Genomic DNA, 24,990 nt, shown 5'->3' with positions numbered 1-24,990 from the left:
TCAACCTTTCCGGCAGGTCTGCCCAATGGCCCTGCCCCAGATGTTCATCTTGCCAAAAAGCGCGCGCCGAAAGCACCGCCTGCACGCGCGCCGCCGCGCATGATAGGTTCAGACCTCGCCCAGACCGGCGCGGAACCGGCGCATGTTGTCCTGGTAATGCAGGGCGCTGGCGCGCAGGGCCTCGATGGCCGCGTCGTCCAGTTGCCGTACCACCTTTCCGGGGCTGCCCATGACCAGGCTGCCATCGGGAATTTCCTTGCCTTCCGTGATCAGCGCGTTCGCCCCGATCAGGCAATTGCGCCCGATCCTGGCCCCGTTCAAGACGGTCGCGCCCATCCCGATAAGGGAATTCTCGCCGATGGTGCAGCCGTGCAGCATCGCCTTGTGCCCGATCGTGCAACCCGCACCGATGGTCAAGGGAAACCCCATGTCGGTATGCATGACCGTGTTTTCCTGCACGTTGCTACCGCGGCCGATCCGGATTTCCTCGTTATCGCCGCGCAGCGTCGCGCCGAACCAGACGCTCGTCGCCTCTTCCAGCACCACGTTGCCGATAACGTTGGCATCGGGCGCAACCCAGCTGTCCTCGTCGATCCGTGGCGTCATCCCGTCAAGGGCGTAAATGGTCATGTCACTGCACCTCCTCGAATTCCTGTTGCAACCGGCGCACATGCTCTACCAGGCCGGGCTGCTGCAACCGCTTCAGCCGCGTGGCGGTGACGATGGTTTTCAGATCGTCGAAGGTGCCATCCAGCTCGTCATTGATCAGAACGTAATCGTAACTGCCCCAGTGGCTGATCTCGTCCCAGCTTTTCTGCATCCGCTTCGCGATTACCTCGGATGTGTCCTGGCCACGTCTGACAAGCCTGCGGCGCAGTTCGGCGATAGAGGGCGGCAGGATGAAGATCGACAAGGTATGCTGCCCCAGCGCCGAGTTGACGATCTGCTGCGCGCCCTGCCAGTCGATATCGAACAGCACGTCGCGCCCGGCATTTATCGCCTTTTCGACCGGCGCGCGCGGGCTGCCGTAGAAATTGCCGAAAACATGGGCATGTTCCAACATACCATCCTGCGACACGTCGCGCTTGAACGCCTCCTGGCTGAGGAAATGGTAATCCTGGCCGTCAACCTCGCCCGGGCGCGGTTCGCGCGTCGTGGCCGAGACCGAGAAACTCAGCGAAGGGTCCCACTCCAGCAGGCACCGCGACAGCGTGGATTTGCCCGCGCCCGAAGGCGAGGACAGGATGATCAAAAGGCCGCGTCGTTGCATCGTCATGGTATCACTCCACGTTCTGGACCTGCTCGCGCATCTGGTCGATCACCGTTTTCAGGTCCAGCCCGATCCGCGTCAACTCGGTATTCTGCGCCTTGGAGCACAGCGTGTTGGCCTCGCGGTTGAATTCCTGCATCAGGAAATCGAGCTTACGCCCCACCGGCCCGTCGGCGTCCAGCAAGCCGCGCGCGGCCTCGACATGGGCGTGCAGGCGGTCGATCTCTTCGGTCACATCCGCCTTGACCGCGATCAGCGCCATCTCTTGCGCGAGGCGGTCGGGGTCGGTGCCTTCGGCGTTGTCGGTCACGCGCGCCAGCGCCGCGCGCAGATTGGCCCGCATCGCCTCGGCCCGCGCATCGGCCATGTCGGCGGCGGCCCGCGTCAGCGACGCGATCCGGTCAAGCTGCTCGGCCAAAACCGTGTTCAGCGCCGCCCCCTCGGCGGCGCGCATGTCAAGAAAAGCCGCCAGCAGCGGTTCGAAGTCCTTGAGCAGGGCACGGCGCAGCGCGGCGCTGTCATCGACGGTGGCGGCGCTGTCCAGAACGCCCCGCACGGTCAGGATGTCGGCGGCACGCGTGGGCGCCAGAGTCACGCCTTTTTCGGCGGCGCGCGCCTCGACCCCGGCCAGCGCGGCCAGCGCCGCGTCCAGCGCCACCGGGTTGAGCTTTTGGACCGCCTCGGCCTCGTCGCGGGCCACCCGCAACGACACGCTGACCGAGCCGCGCGTCACCGCCTTGCCAAGGCGCGCGCGCAACGCCGCTTCCAGCCCCTCGATCCAGTCGGGCACACGCAAGCGCAGATCCAGCCCCTTGGCGTTGACACTGCGCATTTCCCAGGCCCAGTCATGCGCGCCCTGCCCGCCCTTGGCCGATGCAAATGCCGTCATTGAACTTGTCACGCGCCGGTCTCCTGTTGCCGCGATGCATTCGCCTTTTGCCCCAGGCGCCGGGCCGGGGCAAGAGCGCAGGCGCGCCACCGGAAGTTAACCATTTGGGCCGAATTTGCGCCAAATGTGGCGAAAACCGGGTAGATTAACACTTGGGTAACCGTTGTTGCGGTAGCGTAAAGACAGGTTAACCACGGCCTGTCGGAACCGAGCCTGTGGAGTGAGAAACATGAAGATTGTAACCCGGCATAACACCCAAGCCCGGCACGACACCGGCAGGGGCGCCACCATATGCCCGACCGCCCGGCCCGGCCCTGGCACATCGCACATGGCCCAGGTCGAGGCGTACTGGACCGCGCTTTACCGTGATGGCCAGCCCCCGGCGCGCGCGCAGATCGACCCGCGCGGAATCGAGGGGTCGCTGGAACACGCCTTTGTCGCCGAACGGATCACCCCCGGCGAGGCCCGTTTGCGGGTCGGCGGATCGCACTTGTCTGCACTGCTGGGGATGGAGGTACGCGGCATGCCCTTGTCGGCGCTGATCGCCCCTGCCGCGCGCCAGAAGCTGGCCGAAACATTGCAACAGGTCTTCGATACACCGGCAATCGGGCGGGTAACGCTGCATGCAAGGGGCAGCCGTGGCCAGCCGGAACTGCACGGGCGGCTTTTGCTGCTGCCGCTGCGCGGCGATGGCAGCGCGGTCAACCGGCTTTTGGGGTGCCTCGTCAGCGACGGGGCGCGGGGAAGCGCGCCGCGCCGGTTCGATATTCGGCAAGCGCATATCACCCCGGCCCGTGGCGCCGGCCCGGCCCATGCAGCGACACAAACAGGGCCCGCGCATCGCCCCCCCGGCCTGGCCGAGGCGGCCACAGGTTTTGCCCGGCCGCACCCCGATGCACCCCATCTGCGGCTGGTCACCACCGACTGACACGAAAAAGGGCGCCACGGGCGCCCTTTTCATGCTTCGCCGCGTGGGCCATTCAGCCGGTGGCAACCGCCCGCGCATCGCGCATCGCCGACAGTTCCTCGGCCACCAGAAAGGCCAGTTCCAGCGACTGGCTGGCATTCAGGCGCGGATCGCAGGCGGTGTGATAGCGATCGGACAGGTTTTCCTCGGTCACCGCGCGCACGCCGCCGGTACATTCGGTCACGTCCTGGCCGGTCATCTCGAAATGGACGCCACCGGGGATCGTGCCCTGGTCACGGTGGACGGCGAAGAACTCTTGAACTTCGCGCAGCACCAGGTCGAACGGCCGGGTCTTGAAGCCGCTGGCCGACTTGATCGTGTTGCCATGCATCGGGTCGCAGACCCACAGCACGTTGGCCCCTTCGCTGCGCACGGTGTCGATCAGGCGCGGCAAATGCTCGGCCACCTGGCCCGCCCCGAAACGCGCGATCAGCGTCAGGCGTCCGGCCTCGTTTTCCGGGTTCAGCTTGGCCAGCAGCACCTTCAAATCCTCGGCTGTCATCGAGGGTCCGCATTTCAACCCGATCGGGTTCAGAACACCGCGGGCAAATTCGACATGCGCGCCATCAGGCTGGCGGGTGCGATCACCGATCCAGACCATGTGCCCCGACCCGGCAAGCCATTTGCCCGAGGTGGAATCGAGCCGCGTCAGCGCCTCTTCGTATTCCAGCAACAGCGCCTCGTGGCTGGTGTAGAAATCAACCGTCTGCAGGGCATGATTGCCCGAGCTGGTGATGCCGGCAGCGGTCATGAAATCAAGCGTATCGCTGATCCGGCCTGCCATCTCGCGGTATTTCTCGGCCTTTTCGCTTTCGGTAAACCCAAGGGTCCACTGGTGCACCTGGTGCACGTCGGCGTACCCCCCTGTCGAAAAGGCCCGCAACAGGTTCAGCGTGGCCGCTGCCTGGGTGTAGGCCTGCAACATCTTGCGCGGGTCGGGAATGCGCGCCTCGGGGGTGAAATCAAGCTCGTTGATGATGTCACCGCGATAGCTGGGCAGTTCGACGCCATCGACCACCTCGGTGGGGGCGCTACGCGGCTTGGCGAATTGCCCGGCCATGCGGCCCACCTTGACCACCGGCACCTTGGCGCCATAGGTCAGCACCATCGCCATTTGCAGCATCACCTTGAACGTGTCGCGAATGGCGTTTGCGCTGAACTGATCGAACGCCTCGGCGCAATCACCGCCCTGCAGCAGGAACGCCTCGCCGCGCGCGGCGGCCCCCAGCTGGGTCTTGAGCTTGCGCGCCTCACCGGCAAAGACCAGCGGCGGATAGTGCGACAACTGCGCCTCGACCGCGTTCAATTCGGCCTGATCCGTGTAGTCGGGCATCTGAACCCTGGGCTTCTTGCGCCAATCGGTCTTTTGCCACTCGGTCATCGTTGGTCTCCGGTCTGCGGATGGTGAATGAGTGGCCTGTATACTAAAGCCGCGCGGGCGTGGCCATATCAGAATTCACGACATGATGCGTCGATCATGATCCGATAGGCTTGATCCCCTGCGACAAAGCTGCTCAAGTGCCCGGCGTCACTGCGCCACGGAACCGTACAGATCATGACCACACCGGCGACCACAGGCCCCGCAAACACCGCGAAACCGAAGCGGGTTGTTTTCGTTCTCTTGAACGAGTTCACGCTGCTTAGCTTTGCCTCGGCGCTCGATTGCCTGCGTATCGCCAATCGCATGGTTGGCCGGCCCGCCTATGAATGGCGGCTGATCGGCGAAGGCGGAGATACGGTGACCTGCTCGGCCGGGACCGAGTTCAAGCTGGAAGGCGACCTGGAAGAGGTCACGCGCGATGACACCGTGCTGCTGTGCGGGGGCGTCAACGTGCACAAGGCCACCACCAAGCGCCTGCTGTCTTGGCTGCGGCGCGAGGCGCGCAAGGGCATCGTTCTGGGGGGGCTGTGCACCGCGGCCTATACGCTGGCGCGGGCCGGTCTGCTCGACGGCAAGCGCGCCACGATCCATTGGGAGAACCAGGACAGTTTCGCCGAAGAATTCGAAGAGGTCACGCTGACCAAGTCGGTTTTCGTGATGGATGGCAACCGGCTGACAACCGCGGGCGGCACATCGTCGATCGACCTGGTGCTGAAGATGATCGCCAACGACCACGGCGAAGAGATCGCGAACCTGGTCGCCGACCAGATGATCTATTCCTCGATCCGCACCGATCAGGACACCCAGCGGCTGAGCGTACCAACGCGTATCGGCGTGCGGCACCCCAAGCTCAGCCAGGTGATCCAGATGATGGAGCAGAACATCGAAGAGCCGATCAGCCCCTCGACGCTGGCCAAGGATGTCGGCATGAGCACCCGCCAGTTGGAACGGCTGTTCCGCCGCTACCTGAACCGCAGCCCAAAGCGGTACTACATGGAATTGCGGCTTTCCAAGGCGCGCAACCTGTTGATGCAGACGGATATGAGCGTCATCAACGTCGCGCTGGCCTGCGGGTTTGCCTCGCCCTCGCATTTCTCGAAATGCTACCGGGCGCATTACAGCACGACCCCTTATCGCGAACGCGGCGCGCAAGGGGCGCGGCTGTCGATCTGACGGGCGTCAGTCGCCGGGCGTCAGGCGATAGATCGCCCCATTGCCTTCGGAAATCATCCAGATCGACCCATCCGGCGCTTCGCGCAGATCGCGAACGCGGGAGGTGGCATCGCCTTCGATCCGCTCGGCCTCTTGCAGCGGAGTGCCCGACAACCGGCTGACCAGGTCGAATTTCAGCGACCCGACAAGGAAATCGCCACGCCATTCCGGCCAGAGCTTGCCGGAATAGATGACCAGCCCCGAGGGCGCGATGGACGGATCCCAGTAAAACGCGGGCTGTTCCATCCCCGGCTTCGATGTGCCCTCGCCGATCTTGGCGCCGGAATAGTGGCGGCCGTAGGATATGACCGGCCAGCCGTAATTGCGGCCCTTCGCGATCAGGTTCACCTCGTCGCCGCCGCGGGCGCCGTGGGCGTTTGTCCATAACCGGCCTTGCGCATCCAGCGTCATGCCTTGCGGATTGCGGTGGCCCCAGCTCCAGATTTCGGGTTGCACGCCTTCGCGCCCGACAAGTGGGTTGTCGGACGGCACGCTGCCGTCGCGATTGATGCGGATGATGCTGCCATTGTGGCGGCCCAGGTCTTGCGCTGACGGCCTGTCACCACGATCGCCGATCGACAGGAAGATGTACCCATCCGGCCCTTCGACCAGCCGCCCGCCGAAATGCCGCCCGCCGGAACTGCCCGGAGCCATCTCGAACAGGCGGCGCACATCTTGCAGGCGGGTGCCGTCGGCCGTCAGGGTGCCCGCGCTGATCGCGGTACCGGCACCGCCGGGCTGACGCGCCGCGTGCGAAAAGATCACTTCGCGCGTCTGCGCGAAATCGCGCGGTATCAGCACATCGAGCAAACCGCCCTGCCCGACCTGCACAATATCGTCCGGCAGCCCGGCCACGCGGTCACGGTTGCCATCGGCGCGCAGGATCCAAAGCGCGCCTTCCTTCTCGGTCACCAGAACGCCGCCATCCGGCAGAAAGCCCAGCGACCACGGCCCGAGGAAATCATCCGCCACCAGTTCACCCCGTAAAGGTCCAGAATCGCTCGACAGTGTATCGGCCTGCAACGGGGCGGCCAGGGACAGTGACAAGGCAAGAAAGGCGGTGCGCAGCATGACGGCTCCGTTCATTTTGCTCATGCAGTAAAAGATGGTGCATCGCGCAGCGCAAGCAACCCTTTCACCACCTCCGCACCACAAAGCCGCGCAATCGGGGCTTAAAACATCTTTTCTTTTGAATTTTGTCCGAATAGGCTCCGATGCGGACCTTTTGTTCCAGCGAGGAGTCGACGATGACCAAACTGTCGCGGGCATCTGCCACCGCGTTTCAGGCCATCACCGAGGCCGCAACCGGACATGCACAGCGCATGTTCCACATTGCCTTGCGGGGCGCCGGGTGCCGGGCGCAGCAAATGCTGGGCCGGCTGGCTGCTACAGCGTTGCCTGCCACGCAACCCTGCCTGGTGCCGGTGCGTGTGCAGCCAGGCCCGAACGGCGCGAAAGCTGGTTTCAGGGGTCGAACAATCTAAAAAAGAATATGCGAAGCACTGGTACGCCGGTGCAGACCCGTGTTTTCATGGGCCATACAAGAAAAAATGGCCAACCAACCAAGGGAGTATCATAATGAAAAAGTTTCTGACAGCCACCGCCGCAGCGGCGCTGATGGCGTCGGGTGCCGCCGCCGAAGATGTAAAGATCGGCATTCTGCAGGGCTTCACCGGCCCGACGGAATCGCTGGTGGGCCCGATGGCCTCCGCGATGGAAATGGCGATCGAGGAAGTCAACGCCAGCGGCAACTTCATGGATGGCATGACGGTCGTGCCGGTGCGCGGCGACTCGACCTGCATCGACGCCTCGGCCGGTGTGGCTGCAGCCGAACGTGCGATTACCTCGGACGGGGTGAAGGGCATCGTCGGCGGCACCTGCTCGGGCGTGACCGGCGCAATCCTGGCCAACGTGGCCGTGCCGAACGGCATTGTCATGATCTCGCCCTCGGCCACCAGCCCGGCCCTGACCACCGCCGAAGATAACGGCCTGTTCTTCCGCACCGCACCGTCGGATGCGCGCCAGGGCGAAGTGATGGCCGACCTCCTGATCGAGGATGGCGTGACATCGGTAGCCGTGACCTACACCAACAACGACTACGGCAAGGGCCTGGCCGATGCCTTTGCATCTGCCTTTGCCGAAAAGGGTGGCGAGGTGACGATCCAGGCCGCGCATGAAGACGGCAAGGCCGACTATTCGGCCGAAGTTGCGGCGCTGGCCTCGGCCGGTGGCGAAGTTCTGGTGGTTGCAGGCTACCTTGACCAAGGCGGCGCGGGCGTCATTCGCTCGGCACTGGATTCAGGTGCATTCGATACCTTCCACCTGCCCGACGGCATGGTCGGTGAATCGCTGAGCAATGCTTTCGGCACCGAAATCGAAGGCTCCAAGGGTCAGGCGCCCGGCTCGAACAGCGAAGGCACCAAGATATTCCAGGAACTGGGTGCAGGCCAGTTCGACAGCGCCTCGCCCTACACGGCCGAAGGTTATGACGCTGCCGCGCTGATCATGCTGGCCATGCAGGCTGCCGGGTCGACCGACCCCAATGTCTACAAGGACAAGGTCGAAATGGTCGCCAACGCACCGGGTGAAAAGATCAACCCCGGCGAGCTGGGTCGCGCCCTGCAAATCCTGGCAGACGGCGGTGACGTCGACCTGGTTGGCGCCACCGGCGTCGAGCTGATCGGCCCGGGCGAGGCTGCGGGCAGCTTCCGCGTGGTCGAGATCAAGGACGGCAAGTTCGAAACCGTCGGCTACCGTTGATCCGTCAGTAACCGTGACAACCGCGCCCCGGACACGATCCGGGGCGCGGTAATATGCACCGGGATAAACCCGGGCATGGGGGTATACATGTCTCAGATGATCGTCGTCGAAGACGTTCACAAGCATTTCGGCGGGTTTCATGCCGTTGACGGTGCATCGCTTGAAATCGCCACGGGCACCATTACCGGGCTGATCGGCCCGAACGGTGCGGGCAAGACCACGCTTTTCAACGTTATCGCCGGCGTCTTGCCGCCGACAAGCGGCCGCGTCACGATGCAGGGTGAAGACATCACCGGCCTTCCCCCGCACGAGCTGTTTCACAAGGGGCTTCTGCGCACCTTCCAGATCGCGCATGAATTCCACTCGATGAGTTGCCGCGAGAACCTGATGATGGTGCCCGGCGACCAGGTGGGCGAACGACTGTGGGACACGTGGTTCGGGCGCAAGCGCATCGCCGACCAGGAACGCGCCCTGCGCGCCAAGGCCGACGAGGTGCTGGAGTTCCTGACCATCAGCCACCTTGCAGATCACAAGGCCGGCCAGGTTTCTGGCGGCCAGAAAAAGCTGCTGGAACTGGGCCGCACGATGATGGCGGACGCCAGGATTGTCTTTCTTGACGAGGTGGGCGCCGGGGTGAACCGCACGTTGCTGAACACGATCGGCGACGCGATCATCCAGTTGAACAAGGAACGTGGCTATACCTTCGTGGTCATCGAACATGACATGGATTTCATCGAAAAGCTGTGCGACCCGGTGATCTGCATGGCCGAGGGCAAGGTGCTGGCCGAAGGCACGCTGGCCGAGATCAAGGCCAACGAGCACGTGATCGAGGCCTACCTGGGCACGGGGCTGAAAAACAAGGACCAGTTGGAAGAGGCCGGGGCGTGACCTGCATATGTGCCTGCGGCACGCGGCCCGGGTATGCCGGGGGCTTTGCTCCGTCGCGCGTGGTACGCGACCCGATGGTGCAGCACCAAGGGCGCCCCCCGGAGTTTTCTTGGCAAAATGAAGACAGGGATACGTGATGGGCGATAACCCCTATCAGGACGATCGCGGAAACAAGGACCGCTCGATCACCAAGGCGCACGGCCAGGGCGAAACGCCCCTGCGCAAGGGCGGCGCGGCTGTCAGGGTCGAGGGCGAAGCCCCCTTCCTGGTCGGCGAGAACATGACAGGCGGCTATGGCAAGGGGCCCGATATCCTGCATGACTGCACGATTGCGGTGAACGCGGGCGAAATCGCGGTGATCGTCGGCCCCAACGGCGCGGGCAAATCCACAGCGATGAAGGCGGTATTCGGCATGCTGGACATGCGCAAGGGGCGCGTGTTGCTGGATGGCGAGGACATCACCGCCCTGAACCCGCAAGATCGGGTGAGAAAGGGCATGGGGTTCGTGCCGCAAACCAACAACATCTTCACCTCGATGACCGTCGAGGAAAACCTGGAGATGGGCGCCTTCATCCGCGAAGACGACATTCGCCAAACGATGGATCAGGTCTACGAGCTGTTCCCGATCCTGCATGACAAGCGCCGGCAGGCGGCGGGCGAATTGTCGGGTGGGCAGCGTCAGCAGGTGGCCGTGGGGCGCGCGCTGATGACCAAGCCCAAGGTTCTGATGCTGGACGAACCCACTGCGGGGGTCAGCCCCATCGTGATGGACGAACTGTTCGACCGGATCATCGAGGTCAGCCGAACAGGCCTGCCGATCCTGATGGTGGAGCAGAACGCACGCCAGGCGTTGGAAATCGCCGACAAGGGGTATGTGCTGGTCCAGGGCGCCAACGGCTATACCGGCACCGGCCAGGAACTGCTGGCCGACCCGGATGTGCGCAAATCCTTCCTGGGGGGCTGAGCGGGATGAAAGGATTGATCGCCGCCAGCCTACTGGCCCCTACCCTGCCCGCGGCCGCGCAAGATCTGACATGTACGGCCACGCAACAATGCCGCGGCGATGCCCCAAGCATGTGCGCGCCCTCGGGGCTGACGATCGAGGTTGCGCAGACACAGGGCCCGCGCGCACGGTTGTGGATCGATGGCCAGGGGCCTTACGCAGCGCGGGTTTCCGACGACACGATCACGCTTGACAGTTTCAATGGGCGCTACCGCCTGACGCTGCGAAACGACGGTGCGTTCAGCTACACCGGCAATCGCGGCAAAACATTCACCGGCAGATGCGAGGGACGCTTCTGATGGATATTCTCAACGCCATAGTGGCGCTTTCCAATTTCGTTCTGGTCCCGGCCATCGCCTATGGCAGCCAGTTGGCGCTTGGGGCGCTGGGGGTCACGCTGATATACGGCATCCTGCGGTTTTCCAACTTCGCCCATGGCGACACGATGGCATTCGGCACAATGGCCACGATCCTTGTCACATGGGCTTTGCAGGCCGCTGGCGTCAGCTTTGGGCCGTTGCCTACCGCGCTGTTGGCGCTGCCACTGGGGATCGCGGCCTGCATCCTGCTGGTGCTGGGCACCGACCGGCTGGTTTACCGATTTTACCGCGAGGTGAAGGCCAAGCCGATCATCCTGGTGATGGCATCGCTTGGGGTCATGTTCATCCTCAACGGGCTGGTGCGGTTCATCATCGGCCCCGATGACCAGCGTTTCGCCGATGGCGAACGGTTCATCATCACCGCGCGCGATTTCAAGGAAATGACCGGGCTGCAGGAAGGTTTGGCCATCAAGACAACGCAGGGCATCACCTTGGTCACGGCGATTATCGTCGTGGCGGTGCTGTTCTGGTTTCTCAACCGCACGCGCACGGGCAAATCCATGCGCGCCTATTCCGACAATGAGGATCTGGCGCTGCTGTCGGGCATCAACCCCGAGCGTGTCGTGATGGTGACCTGGATGATCGTTGCCGCGCTGGCTACCATCGCGGGCGTGCTTTACGGGCTGGACAAGAGCTTCAAGGCGTTCACTTATTTCCAACTGCTGCTGCCGATCTTTGCCAGCGCCATCGTGGGTGGGCTGGGCAGCCCGGTTGGCGCCATTGCCGGGGGGTTCGTGATCGCCTTTTCCGAGGTGTTCGTCACCTACGCGTGGAAAAAGGTGCTGGTCTACCTGATGCCCGAAAATCTTGAGCCATCGGGGCTCGTGCAGCTTCTGAGCACGGATTACAAGTTTGCCATCAGTTTCGCGATCCTGCTGATCGTGCTGCTGTTCCGTCCAACAGGTCTGTTCCGGGGGAAATCGGTATGAGCGATACAGCCAAGACAACTGCCCTGTTTACGCTCGTGGCCGTGCTGATCATCGGCACCGGCGTGACGCAAAGCTGGAACTCGGCGCTGTTGATCCTGAACATGGGGTTGATCAGCGCGATCATGGCGCTGGGGGTGAACCTGCAATGGGGGTTTGCGGGGCTGTTCAACGTGGGCGTCATGGGCTTCGTCGCGCTTGGCGGCTTGGCCACGGTCATCGTGTCTATGCCCCCCACGACCGAGGCCTGGGCCGCGGGCGGCTTGCGCGTATTGCTGGGCCTGGTGCTGGGCGCGGCCACCATCGTGGCGGCCATCCTGACCTACAAGGCAATGGCGCCGGGGCGCAGGCGCACGCTGGCGCTGATCGTGATACTGGTTGGCGGCTTCTTCCTGTTCCGTTTCGTGTTCGACGGCGGCGTGCAGTCGATCGAGGCGATCAACCCGTCTGTCAGCGGGTATCTCGGTGGCCTGGGGCTGCCGGTTCTGCTGTCATGGCCCGTGGGCGGGCTGCTGGCCGCGGGCGCGGCATGGATCATCGGCAAGACCGCGTTGGGCCTGCGCAGCGATTACCTGGCCATCGCCACGCTGGGCATCGCCGAAATCGTCATCGCGGTTCTGAAGAACGAGGAGTGGCTGAGCCGGGGCGTCAAGAACGTCAACGGCCTGCCGCGCCCGGTACCCAACGAGATTGACTTGCAAAACGACCCGGCCTTCGTGGAACGCGCGACGAGCCTGGGCATCGACCCGGTCACCGCTTCAACGCTTTACATCAAGCTGGGCTATGCGGTGCTCTTCGCGGTGGTGCTGGTTATCCTGCTTGTACTGGCCCAACGCGCGCTGCACAGCCCGTGGGGCCGGATGATGCGCGCGATCCGCGACAACGAGGTTGCCGCCGAGGCAATGGGCAAGGACGTGACCCGCCGGCACTTGCAGGTATTCATCCTGGGTTCGGCCATCTGCGGCATCGCGGGCGCGATGATGACCACACTGGACGGACAGCTTGTGCCCACGACCTATCAGCCGTTGCGCTTTACCTTCCTGATCTGGGTGATGGTGATCGTCGGCGGATCGGGCAACAACCTGGGCGCGGTGCTGGGCGGGTTCCTGATCTGGTTTCTCTGGGTGCAGGTCGAGCCGATGGGCCTGTGGCTGATGCAGACCATCACCAGCGGCATGTCCGAAGGATACTGGCTGCGCGAACATCTGCTGGAAAGCGCGGCGCATATGCGCCTGCTGACGATGGGCCTGATCCTGTTGCTGGTCTTGCGCTTCAGCCCGCGGGGGCTGCTTCCCGAACGCTGACGCAACAACAGCCGGCAAAACGAAAAACGGGCGGCCAGAGCCGCCCGTTTTCTTCTTGGTCCAAGGCGGCCGCCTTTTACGCGGCAAACCCCAGCTTGTAGACGTGGATTTCAAAGGTCGGATGCTGTTCCGCACCGACGACGTTTTCCTTGTAGTGACGGAAGGTCGACCGCCAAAACGGTTGGATCACGACTCCCTCATCCAGCATGATCTGTTCGAGCTTTTCCATGCTGTCGCGCCGCGTGTCGGCATCGGCGATCGACATGGCGCGCGCCAGTTCGGCATCGAACTCGGCATTCGAAAAGCCGGTTTCATTCCACGGCTCGCCCGAGCGATAGGCCAGCGCCAACACCTGGACACCAAGAGGTCGTTGCGCCCAGTCGGTGGTTGAGAACGGGTATTTCACCCAGTCGTTCCAGAACGTCGCGCCCGGCAGCACCGTGCGCTTCACCTTGATACCGGCATCGCGAAGCTGCGCGGCCACCACGTCGGACGTGTTGCGCCGCCAAGTATCGTCGATCGAGATCAGTTCGTGCTCGAAATCGGCCATGCCCGCCTCTTCCATCAGCGCAAGAGCGCCCTCCGGGTCGTGTTTCGGGGCACCGATATCGGCGTATTCGGGGTGGATCGGGCAGACATGATGGTTTTCGGCCAATTTGCCCCGGTCGGCATAGCCCAGTTGAAGGCAGATCGCGTTGTCCACCGCCATCGCCAGCGCGCGGCGCACACGAGCATCCGCATAGGGCTGCATATCGCCCACCTCGGCCAGCTGGTTGGGCCGGATGACCAGTGTATTGGCGGTCACCGCCTCGGATTTCACCCAGCCGATGCTATCGAAAATATCAATATATTCATCGAGGCTTTCATAAACCATGTCGACCTCGTCGGAATCCGCGGCCGCCACGATCGATGCCTGATCGGTCCCGAAATCGATGTATTCGATCCGGTCCAGCATGGCCTCGCCGATGACGCCCTTGCCCCACCAGTCATGCTCGGTGTTGCGCAACAGGACGGATTTGACGCCCACATCGAAGCGTTCGGGCAGGTATGGGCCGGTGCCGATCGGGTTTTCCAACGGATCGCCGTTAAAGGATGGGTGCACGATGGCGGCCGGGTAGTCGGAAAAGCCCGCGATCAACGTAATGTCGGGGCTGGGAAGGCTCAGCCGCACGGTCTGGTCATCGACCACCATGATCGCGCCCTCGCGCGCCTGCTTCGTTTCCGGGTCGACAAGTTGGCCCATGCGCGACGCCATCGAGTTGCCCTCGACCCCGGCATCACACCAACGCTCGATGTTGAAGGCCACGTCGCTTGCCGTGAACGGGTCGCCATTGTTCCAGGTCACACCCGGTCGTATGTTCAAGGTATATTCGCTGCCGTCTTCATTGACCGACCAGTCCTCCAGCAAGATACCGCGGAACGAGCCGTCGCGGTTGTATTCTACCAGGTACTCCAGCCAGCCGCGCGTGAAATTCGACATCTGCGGCCAATCGAATGTGCGCGGGTCTTTCAGCGCATTCACGGTGCTTTCTATGCGCAACGTGCCGCCCTGTTGCATGTGGGCCGCGGCATTCGCCGGTTGTGGCACGCCTATCAGCGCATAGGCGGCGGGGATCGAAACGCCCAGGGCGGTGGCCCGTGTCAGAAACTCTCGGCGCGACAGGGTGCCGGCGGCAACTTCGTCGGCATAGCGGGCGGCGGCAGGATGAAAATCCGGTGCGTCTGCAATTTGCATTGATCGGCTCTCACTTTTATTGGGGAAAACAGGCGTCGAAGGACGCAACGAAGTACGCGCATCCAATGTCGTTGCCCTTTTTTGCGGGCGTTTCGCGTACACGAAATAGCATAGGTCGCGATGCGCCGCTTTCCAGCGAGATTGTCACTTCAACGCGACTTGAACAGCCCGCCCAGGATTCCGCGCACGATGCGGCGGCCGGTGGTGCCGCCCAATTCCTTGACCAGCGCCTTGCCCAACGCCCCAGTCACGGTGTCACCGCGGCTGTTGCTGCGCGTGCTGCGGCTGGACGACCGGCCCACGCGCGCGCCGGTATAGCGGCGCCCGGCGTTGAACTCGCGTTGCTTCATGTCCTCGGCCGCTTCTTCGCGCGCCTCTGCCTCTTCGGCGGCGGCGGCGGCCTCTTCGGCGCGACGGGCCAGGATTTCATGGGCCGAGTCACGATCAATCCGCGCGTGGTATTTCGATTTCAGCGTGCTTGCGTCGATCACCGCGCGGCGTTCCGCCCCCGAGATGGGCCCCAGCCGCGACGAGGGCGGCCGAATGAGCGTACGTTCGACCACGCCGGGCACCCCCTTTTTCTGCAACATCGAGGTCACGGCCTCGCCCACGCCCACCTGCATGATCGCCTTTTCGGTGTCGAAGCGGGGATTGTCACGATAGGTTTCAGCCGCCATGCGCAATTGCTTGCGATCCTTGGCGGTAAAGGCGCGCAAGGCGTGCTGCACGCGGTTGCCCAATTGGCCCAGCACGTCCTCGGGAACATCCGCGGGGTTCTGGGTGACGAAATATACCCCCACCCCCTTGGACCTGATCAACCGCGCCACCTGTTCGACCTTGTCGATCAGCGCCTTGGGCGCGTCGTCGAACAGCAGGTGCGCCTCGTCGAAAAAAAACACCAGCTTGGGTTTTTCGGGGTCGCCCACCTCGGGCAGTTCCTCGAAAAGCTCCGACAAAAGCCACAACAGAAAGGTCGCGTACAAGCGTGGGCTGCCCATCAACCTGTCGGCGGCCAATATGTTGACCATGCCGCGCCCGTCCGTATCGCTGCGCATCAGGTCAGACAGTTCCAACGCGGGCTCGCCAAAGAAATCGGCCCCGCCCTGGTTTTCCAGCACCAGGAGCCGGCGCTGGATCGCGCCAACTGACTGCACGGAGATATTGCCATAACGCAACGACAGGTCGGTGCGCTGCTGCCCCACCCAGACCAGAAGCGCCTGTAAATCCTTGAGATCGAGAAGCGGCATGCCCTGTTCATCGGCCAGGCGGAACGCGATGTTCAATATCCCCTCTTGCGCCTCGGACAATTCCAGCAGCCGGCTCAGCAATAGCGGCCCCATCTCGGCCACGGTGGTGCGCACCGGATGGCCCTGTTCGCCGAACAAGTCCCAGAACGTGACGGGAAAGCGATCGTAGGTGAAATCGTCAAACCCGATTTTCGCGTTTCGCTCGGCAAAGGGCTGGTGCAGCTTACCTCCTGGGTCGCCGGCAATGGCCAGGCCCGACAGGTCGCCCTTGACGTCCGACAGGATCACCGGAACCCCGGCGGCAGAAAAACCCTCGGCCAGGATTTGCAAGGTTACCGTCTTGCCCGTACCCGTGGCACCCGCGATCAGCCCGTGGCGGTTGGCGTAGCCCAGCGAAAGATACTGCCTTTCGCCGTAGTCCTCGCCGCCACCCCCGATGAATACGCCGTTTTCCACCTGCTTTTCCCCCGAATGTCACCGTTCGGCAGTGACCATACATTCTTAACCATCGCGTGCCAGTCTGAATTCTGCCCGGCGCCACATGTCCTTTCTGGCGCGGGCTGGACTTCCTCCCTGTCAGACTGGCCGCATCCTTCGGGATGCGGCTTTTTTCATCACAAGGCGCATTGCGCGCGCCATGACATATTATGACCCATTGCCTGTTGACCGATGCGGCAAAACCTCCTAGCGTCGGCTCAATTACTAAGTCGGCCAGTCCGACGGGGAGTGAAAAAAATAATGAAAAAGGGGCTGTTACAGCCTCTTTTTCTTTGTCGTTTCATGCATTTCCCGACAGCAAATATTCGCCAAGGGCAGCATCGGGCTCTCGTTTTCGCGCCTGACAAGACACTCGGCCCGTGCTAAGCCCCAAACAGAATGACGTGTTACAAAGCGGGGAGCACATGCCCAAGTTTATTTCCACTCTTTCGGTTCTTGCCCTTTTGGCCATGCCATTAGCTGCACAGGCACAAGACACCGATGATGCCGGCGACGAAACCGCGCCGGCCATGCCGCAAACCCAGTCCGACATCGGCGGCGCCATCGCCCCGCAAGGAAGCGACCTGGCGATGAGCGAGGACATGAACGACCCCGAGGGGCCGGGCACGCCTTACCTGCGTGAAGAGGTCGAGGATTGGGCGCTGGAATGCATCCGCGTGCCCGAGGGCGAGGATGAGCCTTGCCAGCTGTTCCAGTCCCTTACCGATGAAAACGACAATCTCGTGTCCAACGTGCGCATCTTCAAGCTGCCCGAGGGGCAGCGCGCCGCCGGGGGGGCATTGGTCGCCGTTCCGCTGGAAACGCTGCTGACCGCGCAACTGACGATCAAGGTCGATGACGGCCAGGCCAAGCGCTACCCCTTCGCGGTTTGCGATCCGCTGGGGTGCTACGCGCGGATCGGCTTTACCGCCGAAGAGATCAACGCCTTCAAGCGCGGTGTAAAGGCAACGGTCACGATCGTGCCCTTCGTGTCGCCCGACACGCCGATCAACCTGGACATGTCGCTCAAGGGGTTCACCGCCGCGTATGACAAGGCGACGGTGATGCCGCAGTAATCGGCGCCACAGGTCAACCGACAAAGGGGCCCGGGCGGATTCGCCCGGGCCTTTTCTTCGTTTGCCAGGTGTCAGATGCGCCCGCGCGCCGCCGCCAGCATCAGGCGCAGGCGCGCGCCCCCCGGCGACAGTTCGGCCTGCGCCGCGCTGACCAATCCGGGGTTTTTCGCGATCCTGGCCAGGACGGGGCCCGCCTGCCAGGCCGGCAGCAATGCCGCGCGGGATCGTCGCGGTAAAGCGCCCTGCCGTGCACGCCCCTGCGCCAGACGCGCCGCACCCTTGCGTGCCAGCTCGACCACCGCCGGCCCGCGCCCATCCACCAGCGGCACGCGGCCTGCCGATTCAAGCGCGGGAATCGCGCGAAACCAGGCCGCCAAGCCCTGCGCATAGCCGATGTCACGGACCGCGGCCTCGGCCGGACCTGGCGCGCCAAGCGCGCGCGCGGCCACCCACATCAGCCCACCAGCCGTGTCGTCAAGAAACTGGTCAAAGGCGGCTTCATCCTCGAACGGGTCGCGGTAGATATCCCAGCGCCGGGCCAGAACCAGGCGATCGAGCACCGCGCAGGCCGGATCATCCAACACGGCGGCCAATGGCGTCACGACCTGGTGCCGGCGGGGCGCATCGCCGCCCTGCCCGATTTCCTCCAGCGCATCGCGCCACCATTGCAGGCGCATTTCCGCGATCACCGGCTCTTGCGTGACCCAGGGTGCGCGGCTGATCTCGACATTCATCGCGTAAAGCGGAAACAGAACATCGCGCGTTTCCGGCGGCGCCGCCATTGCCGCCAGGAAACGATCGGGATCGCCCTTTTGCACCGTTTCGGCGCAGGCCGCCAAGTCGTCAGATATCACGCAGAAACCCCCGTATCAGCGTCTCGGTCGCCGACACGTCGACCACGTCGAGATGCCCGACGTCCGGTAGAACATGATAGCGCCCGTTGTCGGTCGCGCCAGACATCAGCGGCTCATACCCTTCGGCGACCAAACTCTGGTCTTGCGCGCCCGCCACCAGCAGGAATGGTGGCAGCGCCGCGACATCGGACAGGTAATCGCGCCGTGGTGCATAGGACAGGTTCAGCCGCCAACTGTAGGCGGTGGTTGCCGTATCGCCCAAGGGCCCGTCCAGAACCGCTCGCGGTATGGCGAACTGGATCATCTTCAACCCGTCCAGCCCGCGGATGCCGACCATGTTCAGCATCGACAGCCCGACGATACGCCGGGTCAGCACATGCGCCCAGCCTCCGGAGTTTTCCCGCGTCACCGGCGCGTCGTATTGCAGGAACGGCGCCAGCAGGATGGCCCCGTCGATCAGGCCCCGATGCGTGCCGCCCGCAAAGCGCACCACTAGCCCCCCGCCCGAGGAATGCCCCAGCAGCACGACCTTGCGTCCGTCGGCATCACCGATGGCGGCGGCCAGGTCATCCTCCAGCTGGCCCACGTAATCCACGTCGCCCCGCCGCACCGGGTCGGCCCCATGCCCGCGCAGGGTGACGGCGCGCAGCTCGGCCACGTCGCGCAGCGCCCAAGCCAGCCGGTCGAACTGCATCCCGTGCCAGCCCGAGCCATGCAACATTACCACGATGGGCTTGGCCGCGGGCGCGGCCGGGTCGTCAACCACGGTCATCGGCAGCCTGTTTCCGTCCGTCGCCACAAAGTGCGTGCGGCGAAACCGGGGGGCGTCTTGCGGCGGGTCAAAGGGGGCCTGGATCAGCCCGGTGAAATCCAGCACGCCGCCCTCGGGCAATGGCCCGGGGCGCTGCGACAGGATCAACCCCAGCGCGATGGCCAGATAGGCGACCACCGCGATACCCAGTATTTTCGAAACGGTATAAATCAAGGCTCACCAGAAATTCGTTTACATAACCCCGCACGCCGGCTCACGCTGCGGACACCACCGTGCCTTCGTGCACGAGTTTCCAGGTGATCGCATCCAGCAGCGCGTCGAAACTGGCATCGACTATGTTCGGGCTGACCCCAACGGTTGACCAACGGCGCCCGGCGGCATCCTCGCTGTCGATGATGACGCGGGTGACGGCATCGGTACCGCCCTGGGTAATACGCACCTTGAAATCGACCAGCCGCATGTCGGCGATCATGTCGGAATACCGCCCAAGATCCTTGGACAGCGCCCGCGCCAGCGCGTTGACGGGGCCGCGGTCGCTGCCGTCCTCGTCCAGCGATTCACTGACCGACAGTTTCTTTTCGCCATCGACCTTCACCACCACCACGGCCTCGGACAGGCTGACCATCTGGTTGTACTTGTTCTTGCGCCGCTCAACGGTCACCTTGTAGCGCTTGACCTCGAAGAAATCGGGCAACTGGCCCAGTTCGCCGCGCGCCAGCAGTTCGAACGAGGCCTGCGCGCTGTCATAGGTATAGCCTTGGGACTCGCGCTCTTTGACGACCTCGAGGATACGCGCCAAGGCGGGGCTATTCGCGGGCACCTCGATTCCGGCCTCGGCCAGGCGGCGGCGCAGGTTCGACTGGCCGGCCTGGTTCGACATCGGGATGATGCGGGCGTTGCCCACCTGGGCGGGGTCGATATGCTCGTATGTGCTGGGGTCTTTCAGGATGGCGCTGGCATGCAGCCCGGCCTTGTGTGCAAAGGCGCTGGCCCCGACATAGGGCGCCTGGCGCATGGGCACGCGGTTCAGGATCTCGTCGAGCATTCGGCTGATGCGGGTCAGGCCGGTCAGCGCCTCTTGCGTGATCCCGGTATCATAGCGGCTGGCATAGGGGTGTTTCAGCAGCAGGTTGGGCAGCAGCGTTGTCAGGTTGGCATTGCCACAGCGTTCGCCCAGCCCGTTCAGCGTACCCTGGATCTGCCGCGCGCCCGCGTCGATCGCGGCCAGGCTGCCGGCAACCGCGTTCTCTGTGTCGTTGTGGCAATGGATGCCCAGCCGCGCGCCTGGAATCCCGGCGGCAATCACGGCGGCGGTGATACGACCGATCTCGGCCGGCAGGGTGCCGCCATTGGTGTCGCACAGAACGATCCAGCGGGCGCCCGCGTCATGCGCGGCGCGCAGACAATCCAGCGCGTAGTCGGGATTGGCCTTGTAACCATCAAAGAAATGCTCGGCATCGAACAGCGCCTCGCGCCCTTGCGCCACGACATGGGCGACGCTGGCACGGATGCTTTCCACGTTCTCGTCCAGCCCGATCCCCAGCGCCGCGGTCACGTGGAAGTCGTGGGTCTTGCCCACAAGGCACACCGCCGGCGTGCCCGCGTTCAGCACGGCGGCCAGCACGTCGTCATTATCGGCGGATCGGCCCGCGCGTTTGGTCATGCCGAAGGCGGTGAACCGCGCCTGCGTGTCGGGGCGGGCGTCGAAAAAGGCGCTGTCGGTAGGGTTTGCCCCCGGCCAGCCGCCTTCGATGTAATCGACGCCCAACTCGTCCAGCGCCTGCGCTATGCGGATTTTCTCATCGGTCGAGAATTGCACGCCCTGCGTCTGCTGCCCGTCGCGCAGCGTCGTGTCATAGATATAAAGGCGGTCCTTCATCGCTGCACCCTCGCCGTTTCACCGCTCGCAGCACAAAGTGCAAAGGGCAGCCCCCGGCCGCGGGCGGGGGAGAAGCCCCCGCCCATGGGGGCGGTCGGGGGCTGCCCGGCGTGCCGCCGGGCAAGAGGGGTGATTTTGCCGCGCATCATTTCAACGCCTCCAGCTTGGTGGGGTCGAAGTCTGGGCCGGGGACCAATTCGACACCATCCTTGGACATCCGCACCTCGACGCCAGCGTCGATGAGGGCGGATTTCATGCGGTCTACTTCGGTGAAATCCTTCGCGGCAATCGCGTCTAGGCGTAACTTTGACAAAGTGTCACTCAATCTTTGCCAATCTTTAGGGTCAATGATTGAGACCGCGCTACGCGAGAAATCGGGGTTGAACAAGCCCAAGAATAACAAGGAATCCGCAAGAGATTGCGCTGCTTCCTGTCGCAATGGGTTTGCTGTGTCATCTGCAAAAGCTGCAAGGACATGCAGGCAATGCAAAGCCCCATGAGTATTCAGATCATCGGCCAAGGCTTCGATCAAGGGGTGATCTACTCGCCGAAGATCTGGTGACGGCGACGGCAAGACATCAAAAACCAAGCGATGGAACTGTTCTAGGGTTCGTCTTGCGTCTTTTGCCTTCTTCTCGGTCCAGTCCATCGGCTTGCGATAATGGGTCGACAGCATGACGAAGCGGATCACCTCGCCCGGCACGCCCTGGTCCAGCAGATCGCGGACGGTAAAGAAATTGCCCAGGCTCTTGGACATTTTCTTACCCTCGACCTGCAACATCTCGTTATGCAACCAGAAGCGCGCGAAACCGCCCTCGGGATGGGCGCAGCAGCTTTGCGCGATCTCGTTTTCGTGATGCGGGAACATCAGGTCGTTGCCGCCGCCATGGATGTCGAATGTCTCGCCCAAGAGTTCGTATGCCATGGCCGAACATTCGATATGCCAGCCCGGACGCCCCCGGCCCCAGGGGCTGTCCCAGCCCGGCAGGTCGTCGGCCGACGGCTTCCACAGCACGAAATCCATCGGGTTGCGCTTGTAAGGCGCCACCTCGACCCGTGCGCCCGCGATCATGTCATCGACCGAGCGGCCCGACAGCTTGCCGTAATCGCGGTAACTTTCGACCGCGAACAGCACGTGCCCCTCGGCCTCGTAGGCGTGCCCCTTCGCGATCAGATCCTCGATCATGGCGATCATCTGCGGGATGTATTGGGTGGCGCGGGGCATCGCGTTGGGTTCCAGCGCGCCCACGGCGGCCATGTCATCGAGAAACCACCGCGTCGTTTCCGCCGTGATCTCGGCGATGGAGCGCCCGCTTTCGGCCGCCCGCGCGTTGATCTTGTCATCCACGTCGGTGAAATTGCGCACGTAGGTGACGTGATCCGCGCCGTAGACATGGCGCAACAGGCGATAAAGCACGTCGAATACGATCACCGGGCGGGCGTTGCCCAGATGCGCGCGGTCGTAAACGGTGGGCCCGCAGACGTACATGCGCACGTTTTGCGGGTCGATCGGCGTGAACCGTTCTTTCTTGCGGGACTTCGTGTTGTAAAGCCGGATTTCGGTCATGTCTTTCCTCGCGCGCGACGCTCGCGGCGGGCTTAGCAACTTCATCGGATTAGGGAAAGAAGGAACGGCCCGCCTGACGATGTCAGCCGGTAATGCAGATGCAGATGCGAATGATGCAGCTTCCGTTCATGAGACGCTACGTTACGCTCCTGCCCGCCCCTTGCCAAGCGAAAATCTCGCGGCCATGGTCAGCCCGGATTTGATCAAAACGAGGAAGGCCGGCCCCATGGAACTGTCACAGCGCATCACCCGGATGATCGGCAAGGGCGGCGACGGGTGGGACTTGTTCTTCAAGGCGCGCGCGATGGCCGATGTCGGCCAGCCGGTGGTCGAGCTGACGATCGGCGAGCATGACATACGCACCGACCCCAGGATCCTGGCCGCGATGGACCGCGCGGCGCGCGGCGGCCATACCGGATACGCTATGATGTCGGGCACAGATGATTTGCGCGATGCGGTGGCCGCGCGCGTGCAGGCGCGCACCGGCGTGCCCACCGCCCGCGAAAACGTGCTGATCACGCCGGGCGGGCAATCGGGGCTGTTTGCCGCCCATCATGCGGTATGCGACGATGGCGACCGGGCGCTTTTCATCGACCCTTACTATGCGACCTATCCCGGCACGATTCGCGCCATCGGCGCACAGGCGGTGCCGGTGCAGGCCCGCGCCGAAGATGCGTTCCAGCCGCGCGCCGATGACCTGGCCGCCGCCGCGCCGGGTGCGAAAAGCCTGCTGGTCAACACCCCGAACAACCCCACCGGCGCGGTCTATTCACGCGCCACGCTCGATGGTATCACGCGGGTCTGCCAAAAGCATGACCTTTGGCTGATCTCGGACGAGGTCTATGACACCCAGGTATGGGACGGTGCCCACCTGTCGCCGCGCGCCCTGCCCGGCATGGCCGAACGCACGCTGGTCGTGGGGTCGATGTCGAAAAGCCACGCCATGACCGGCAGCCGCATCGGCTGGCTTGTCGGGCCAAGGCGCGCCATCGCCCACCTGGCGTCGCTGGCGATCCATACCACGTACGGTGTGCCCGGCTTCATCCAGGATGCGGCGCTTTTCGCACTGAACGAAGGCCCCGCGCTGGAGCAGGAAATCGCCGCCCCCTTTGCCCGCCGTCGCGCCATCGCGATGGATATCCTGGGCCGGCAGAACGCCATCCGCGCGCTGCCGCCGCAAGGTGCGATGTACATGATGCTGGATATCCGCGCCACGGGGCTGTCGGGGTTGGATTTCGCCGAAAGGCTGCTTGCGCAGCACATGATCGCCGTCATGCCCGGCGAAAGCTTTGGCCAGGCGCCGGCGGGCCATATCCGCGTGGCGCTGACGGTTGCGGATGCGCGCTTTGCCGAGGCGTTCCAGACGCTGGTCGACATGGCTAGCGAATTGGCGACCTAGTCGCCCAGCATCCAGTCGCCGTCCGGGTGAAAGGCGTGGAAGGCAAAGGCGAAGGGCATGTCATGCACCACCGGCTGGCCGGTATCGTCCGTCACCCGCACGGTACCCACGTCGCGGCCCTGCGCGATCTCCGCCGTATCCAGAGCCGAGGCCTGCCCCGCCTGCCATCGCAGCACCAGACCGGCCTCGCGTATCTCGCCGGCCGCGCGCAGGCGGCCAATCGGCCAGGCGCGGTTGCCCACGCGCACCACGCGGGCCAGTGGCTCGATACCATGGGGCGGGTTTTCCCCACGATAGAGAAACGGCCGCGCGGACCCGTCATACCCACGGTATGGGTTCATCCCGTATTGGCGGGCGGTGCGCGGCTGGTCCATCACCAGCCCGTCGGGATGGCGATCCAGGAAATCGCCCCAGCTTTCCATCACGGCAGGCAGTTGCGTGAGTTGCGTGCCCGTCATTTCGCCGACGATGGCGGTGCCAAGCGCCTGCTGCCACCAGCTTTCGGTCTGGCGATCATACATGATCATGTCCGAGAAGCGCAGCTTGCCCGACACGCCGAATTCCAGCACCCGGTCCCCGACGCGGCGATCGAACACCATGGCGGTGTTGCACAGCGGGCAATAGGTGACCGCGACGGGCTGTCCTGCTACCACATCATTGGCAATCTCGTGCCACATCAGGTAGCGGACAGAATAGGCGCGCGCGCCATTGCCCAGTTCCAGCGTCATGACCGGTTCGCGCGGGTCCAGCCGGGCTTCCTCACGGGCGGGAACCATGTCCGGGTCGGTCAGCGCAGGGATGCCATCGCGGGGCGGACCGCCGCTGATGATCTCGGACCAGTTTTCCACGCTGGTGCGGGAAAAATCCGTTTCGGGCCATTCGGATTTCCAGGAACGCGGCTCTGCCTGGGCCATGCTGGCCAGGGCAAATGCGGCAAGCACAAGACAAACGCGGTTGAGCATAAGGGCCTCCTGCCATTTGACAGCAACAGCGTGCGCCATAAT

23 protein-coding genes are annotated in these 24,990 nt (G+C 63.7%); 11 read left to right on the top strand and 12 right to left on the bottom strand.

Annotated features, from left to right (window positions below):
* Nucleotides 1-108 precede the first annotated feature (108 nt).
* Genes M8744_RS02880 through M8744_RS02870 form a run of 3 tightly spaced genes read right to left on the bottom strand, consistent with a single transcriptional unit; the run spans nt 109 to nt 2,159 of the window.
* The gene (locus M8744_RS02880) at nt 109-630 is read right to left on the bottom strand and encodes a gamma carbonic anhydrase family protein (protein ID WP_251409095.1); all 522 of its coding nucleotides are present in this window, start codon (nt 628-630) and stop codon (nt 109-111) included.
* 1 nt (nt 631) lies between these two features.
* Nucleotides 632-1,276, bottom strand: coding sequence for a guanylate kinase (gene gmk, locus M8744_RS02875; RefSeq protein ID WP_251409090.1), 645 nt, complete (start codon nt 1,274-1,276; stop codon nt 632-634).
* Nucleotides 1,277-1,280: 4 nt separating this feature from the next.
* A complete protein-coding gene (locus M8744_RS02870) occupies nt 1,281-2,159 on the bottom strand; it encodes a YicC/YloC family endoribonuclease (RefSeq protein ID WP_251409087.1) in 879 nt (292 codons plus the stop codon).
* Nucleotides 2,160-2,388: 229 nt separating this feature from the next.
* Here M8744_RS02870 and M8744_RS02865 point away from each other — a divergent pair, with 229 nt between their 5' ends.
* Entirely contained in the window at nt 2,389-3,087 is a 699-nt protein-coding gene (locus M8744_RS02865) for a PAS domain-containing protein (RefSeq protein ID WP_251409084.1), read from the top strand.
* Between the two features lie 52 nt (nt 3,088-3,139).
* Here the strand turns inward: M8744_RS02865 and M8744_RS02860 are convergent, their stop codons facing one another.
* Nucleotides 3,140-4,507, bottom strand: coding sequence for a class II 3-deoxy-7-phosphoheptulonate synthase (locus M8744_RS02860; RefSeq protein ID WP_251409081.1), 1,368 nt, complete (start codon nt 4,505-4,507; stop codon nt 3,140-3,142).
* A 174-nt stretch (nt 4,508-4,681) separates the two neighbouring features.
* On the opposite strand from M8744_RS02860, the gene M8744_RS02855 reads away from it, so the two are divergent.
* On the top strand, nt 4,682-5,680 hold the full coding sequence (locus tag M8744_RS02855; protein ID WP_251409078.1) for a GlxA family transcriptional regulator: 999 nt from the start codon (nt 4,682-4,684) through the stop codon (nt 5,678-5,680).
* A gap of 6 nt (nt 5,681-5,686) precedes the next feature.
* Here M8744_RS02855 and M8744_RS02850 read toward each other — a convergent pair whose 3' ends face one another.
* Nucleotides 5,687-6,814 carry a PQQ-dependent sugar dehydrogenase gene (locus M8744_RS02850; protein WP_251409076.1) on the bottom strand — a complete coding sequence of 376 codons (1,128 nt, stop codon included), beginning with the start codon at nt 6,812-6,814 and terminating at the stop codon, nt 5,687-5,689.
* Nucleotides 6,815-6,966: 152 nt separating this feature from the next.
* Here M8744_RS02850 and M8744_RS02845 point away from each other — a divergent pair, with 152 nt between their 5' ends.
* From M8744_RS02845 to M8744_RS02815, 7 genes are all read left to right on the top strand, one after another.
* Nucleotides 6,967-7,203 carry a hypothetical protein gene (locus M8744_RS02845; RefSeq protein WP_251409073.1) on the top strand — a complete coding sequence of 79 codons (237 nt, stop codon included), beginning with the start codon at nt 6,967-6,969 and terminating at the stop codon, nt 7,201-7,203.
* A gap of 94 nt (nt 7,204-7,297) precedes the next feature.
* Complete coding sequence (locus tag M8744_RS02840; protein WP_251409071.1) at nt 7,298-8,479, top strand: ABC transporter substrate-binding protein; 1,182 nt, start codon at nt 7,298-7,300, stop codon at nt 8,477-8,479.
* Between the two features lie 96 nt (nt 8,480-8,575).
* Nucleotides 8,576-9,367 (top strand): ABC transporter ATP-binding protein, encoded by a 792-nt coding sequence (locus tag M8744_RS02835; RefSeq protein ID WP_251410028.1) that lies wholly within the window; start codon nt 8,576-8,578, stop codon nt 9,365-9,367.
* Nucleotides 9,368-9,503: 136 nt separating this feature from the next.
* Nucleotides 9,504-10,331, top strand: coding sequence for an ABC transporter ATP-binding protein (locus M8744_RS02830; protein WP_251409069.1), 828 nt, complete (start codon nt 9,504-9,506; stop codon nt 10,329-10,331).
* A gap of 5 nt (nt 10,332-10,336) precedes the next feature.
* Nucleotides 10,337-10,669: a hypothetical protein gene (locus tag M8744_RS02825; RefSeq protein ID WP_251409066.1), complete on the top strand. Its 333-nt coding sequence runs from the start codon at nt 10,337-10,339 to the stop codon at nt 10,667-10,669.
* On the top strand, nt 10,669-11,679 hold the full coding sequence (locus M8744_RS02820; RefSeq protein WP_251409063.1) for a branched-chain amino acid ABC transporter permease: 1,011 nt from the start codon (nt 10,669-10,671) through the stop codon (nt 11,677-11,679). Before M8744_RS02825 ends, M8744_RS02820 begins: the two co-directional genes overlap by 1 nt.
* Nucleotides 11,676-12,980 (top strand): branched-chain amino acid ABC transporter permease, encoded by a 1,305-nt coding sequence (locus M8744_RS02815; protein WP_251409060.1) that lies wholly within the window; start codon nt 11,676-11,678, stop codon nt 12,978-12,980. The genes M8744_RS02820 and M8744_RS02815 overlap by 4 nt, the downstream gene beginning before the upstream one ends.
* A 76-nt stretch (nt 12,981-13,056) precedes the next feature.
* Here the strand turns inward: M8744_RS02815 and M8744_RS02810 are convergent, their stop codons facing one another.
* Both M8744_RS02810 and M8744_RS02805 read right to left on the bottom strand, forming a co-directional pair.
* Nucleotides 13,057-14,715: an ABC transporter substrate-binding protein gene (locus M8744_RS02810; protein ID WP_251409058.1), complete on the bottom strand. Its 1,659-nt coding sequence runs from the start codon at nt 14,713-14,715 to the stop codon at nt 13,057-13,059.
* Between the two features lie 149 nt (nt 14,716-14,864).
* Complete coding sequence (locus tag M8744_RS02805; protein ID WP_251409056.1) at nt 14,865-16,418, bottom strand: helicase HerA-like domain-containing protein; 1,554 nt, start codon at nt 16,416-16,418, stop codon at nt 14,865-14,867.
* 446 nt (nt 16,419-16,864) lie between these two features.
* On the opposite strand from M8744_RS02805, the gene M8744_RS02800 reads away from it, so the two are divergent.
* Nucleotides 16,865-17,515: an invasion associated locus B family protein gene (locus M8744_RS02800; RefSeq protein WP_251409054.1), complete on the top strand. Its 651-nt coding sequence runs from the start codon at nt 16,865-16,867 to the stop codon at nt 17,513-17,515.
* A gap of 71 nt (nt 17,516-17,586) precedes the next feature.
* Here the strand turns inward: M8744_RS02800 and M8744_RS02795 are convergent, their stop codons facing one another.
* The 4 genes from M8744_RS02795 to cysS form a co-directional block, all read right to left on the bottom strand.
* A complete protein-coding gene (locus M8744_RS02795; protein ID WP_251409052.1) occupies nt 17,587-18,369 on the bottom strand; it encodes a squalene/phytoene synthase family protein in 783 nt (260 codons plus the stop codon).
* Nucleotides 18,359-19,354 carry an alpha/beta hydrolase gene (locus M8744_RS02790; RefSeq protein WP_251409050.1) on the bottom strand — a complete coding sequence of 332 codons (996 nt, stop codon included), beginning with the start codon at nt 19,352-19,354 and terminating at the stop codon, nt 18,359-18,361. The genes M8744_RS02795 and M8744_RS02790 overlap by 11 nt, the downstream gene beginning before the upstream one ends.
* Nucleotides 19,355-19,394: 40 nt before the next feature.
* Nucleotides 19,395-21,020: a citramalate synthase gene (cimA, locus tag M8744_RS02785; RefSeq protein WP_251409048.1), complete on the bottom strand. Its 1,626-nt coding sequence runs from the start codon at nt 21,018-21,020 to the stop codon at nt 19,395-19,397.
* A 145-nt stretch (nt 21,021-21,165) separates the two neighbouring features.
* Nucleotides 21,166-22,587, bottom strand: coding sequence for a cysteine--tRNA ligase (cysS, locus tag M8744_RS02780; RefSeq protein ID WP_251409046.1), 1,422 nt, complete (start codon nt 22,585-22,587; stop codon nt 21,166-21,168).
* A 226-nt stretch (nt 22,588-22,813) separates the two neighbouring features.
* Here cysS and M8744_RS02775 point away from each other — a divergent pair, with 226 nt between their 5' ends.
* On the top strand, nt 22,814-23,986 hold the full coding sequence (locus M8744_RS02775; protein ID WP_251409044.1) for a pyridoxal phosphate-dependent aminotransferase: 1,173 nt from the start codon (nt 22,814-22,816) through the stop codon (nt 23,984-23,986).
* On the opposite strand, the gene M8744_RS02770 is transcribed toward M8744_RS02775, so the two are convergent.
* On the bottom strand, nt 23,983-24,948 hold the full coding sequence (locus tag M8744_RS02770; RefSeq protein ID WP_251409042.1) for a DUF3179 domain-containing protein: 966 nt from the start codon (nt 24,946-24,948) through the stop codon (nt 23,983-23,985). The two genes, M8744_RS02775 and M8744_RS02770, sit on opposite strands and share 4 nt — an antisense overlap.
* Between the last annotated feature and the right edge of the window lie 42 nt (nt 24,949-24,990).

The sequence above is a fragment of the Lutimaribacter degradans genome, from assembly GCF_023703375.1.
GTDB classification, from domain to species: Bacteria; Pseudomonadota; Alphaproteobacteria; order Rhodobacterales; family Rhodobacteraceae; genus Lutimaribacter; species Lutimaribacter degradans.
The sequence above is the reverse complement of the archived record's forward strand: the minus strand, read 5'-3'. Positions and strand labels throughout refer to the sequence as shown.

What these genes read in the sequence shown, in the direction of transcription:
- M8744_RS02880 (WP_251409095.1), bottom strand. Translation starts at nt 630, where the DNA reads ATGACCATTTACGCCCTTGACGGGATGACGCCACGGATCGACGAGGAC.
- gmk (WP_251409090.1), bottom strand. Translation starts at nt 1,276, where the DNA reads ATGACGATGCAACGACGCGGCCTTTTGATCATCCTGTCCTCGCCTTCG.
- M8744_RS02870 (WP_251409087.1), bottom strand. Translation starts at nt 2,159, where the DNA reads ATGACGGCATTTGCATCGGCCAAGGGCGGGCAGGGCGCGCATGACTGG.
- M8744_RS02865 (WP_251409084.1), top strand. Translation starts at nt 2,389, where the DNA reads ATGAAGATTGTAACCCGGCATAACACCCAAGCCCGGCACGACACCGGC.
- M8744_RS02860 (WP_251409081.1), bottom strand. Translation starts at nt 4,507, where the DNA reads ATGACCGAGTGGCAAAAGACCGATTGGCGCAAGAAGCCCAGGGTTCAG.
- M8744_RS02855 (WP_251409078.1), top strand. Translation starts at nt 4,682, where the DNA reads ATGACCACACCGGCGACCACAGGCCCCGCAAACACCGCGAAACCGAAG.
- M8744_RS02850 (WP_251409076.1), bottom strand. Translation starts at nt 6,814, where the DNA reads ATGAGCAAAATGAACGGAGCCGTCATGCTGCGCACCGCCTTTCTTGCC.
- M8744_RS02845 (WP_251409073.1), top strand. Translation starts at nt 6,967, where the DNA reads ATGACCAAACTGTCGCGGGCATCTGCCACCGCGTTTCAGGCCATCACC.
- M8744_RS02840 (WP_251409071.1), top strand. Translation starts at nt 7,298, where the DNA reads ATGAAAAAGTTTCTGACAGCCACCGCCGCAGCGGCGCTGATGGCGTCG.
- M8744_RS02835 (WP_251410028.1), top strand. Translation starts at nt 8,576, where the DNA reads ATGATCGTCGTCGAAGACGTTCACAAGCATTTCGGCGGGTTTCATGCC.
- M8744_RS02830 (WP_251409069.1), top strand. Translation starts at nt 9,504, where the DNA reads ATGGGCGATAACCCCTATCAGGACGATCGCGGAAACAAGGACCGCTCG.
- M8744_RS02825 (WP_251409066.1), top strand. Translation starts at nt 10,337, where the DNA reads ATGAAAGGATTGATCGCCGCCAGCCTACTGGCCCCTACCCTGCCCGCG.
- M8744_RS02820 (WP_251409063.1), top strand. Translation starts at nt 10,669, where the DNA reads ATGGATATTCTCAACGCCATAGTGGCGCTTTCCAATTTCGTTCTGGTC.
- M8744_RS02815 (WP_251409060.1), top strand. Translation starts at nt 11,676, where the DNA reads ATGAGCGATACAGCCAAGACAACTGCCCTGTTTACGCTCGTGGCCGTG.
- M8744_RS02810 (WP_251409058.1), bottom strand. Translation starts at nt 14,715, where the DNA reads ATGCAAATTGCAGACGCACCGGATTTTCATCCTGCCGCCGCCCGCTAT.
- M8744_RS02800 (WP_251409054.1), top strand. Translation starts at nt 16,865, where the DNA reads ATGCCCAAGTTTATTTCCACTCTTTCGGTTCTTGCCCTTTTGGCCATG.
- cimA (WP_251409048.1), bottom strand. Translation starts at nt 21,020, where the DNA reads ATGAAGGACCGCCTTTATATCTATGACACGACGCTGCGCGACGGGCAG.
- cysS (WP_251409046.1), bottom strand. Translation starts at nt 22,587, where the DNA reads ATGACCGAAATCCGGCTTTACAACACGAAGTCCCGCAAGAAAGAACGG.
- M8744_RS02775 (WP_251409044.1), top strand. Translation starts at nt 22,814, where the DNA reads ATGGAACTGTCACAGCGCATCACCCGGATGATCGGCAAGGGCGGCGAC.
- M8744_RS02770 (WP_251409042.1), bottom strand. Translation starts at nt 24,948, where the DNA reads ATGCTCAACCGCGTTTGTCTTGTGCTTGCCGCATTTGCCCTGGCCAGC.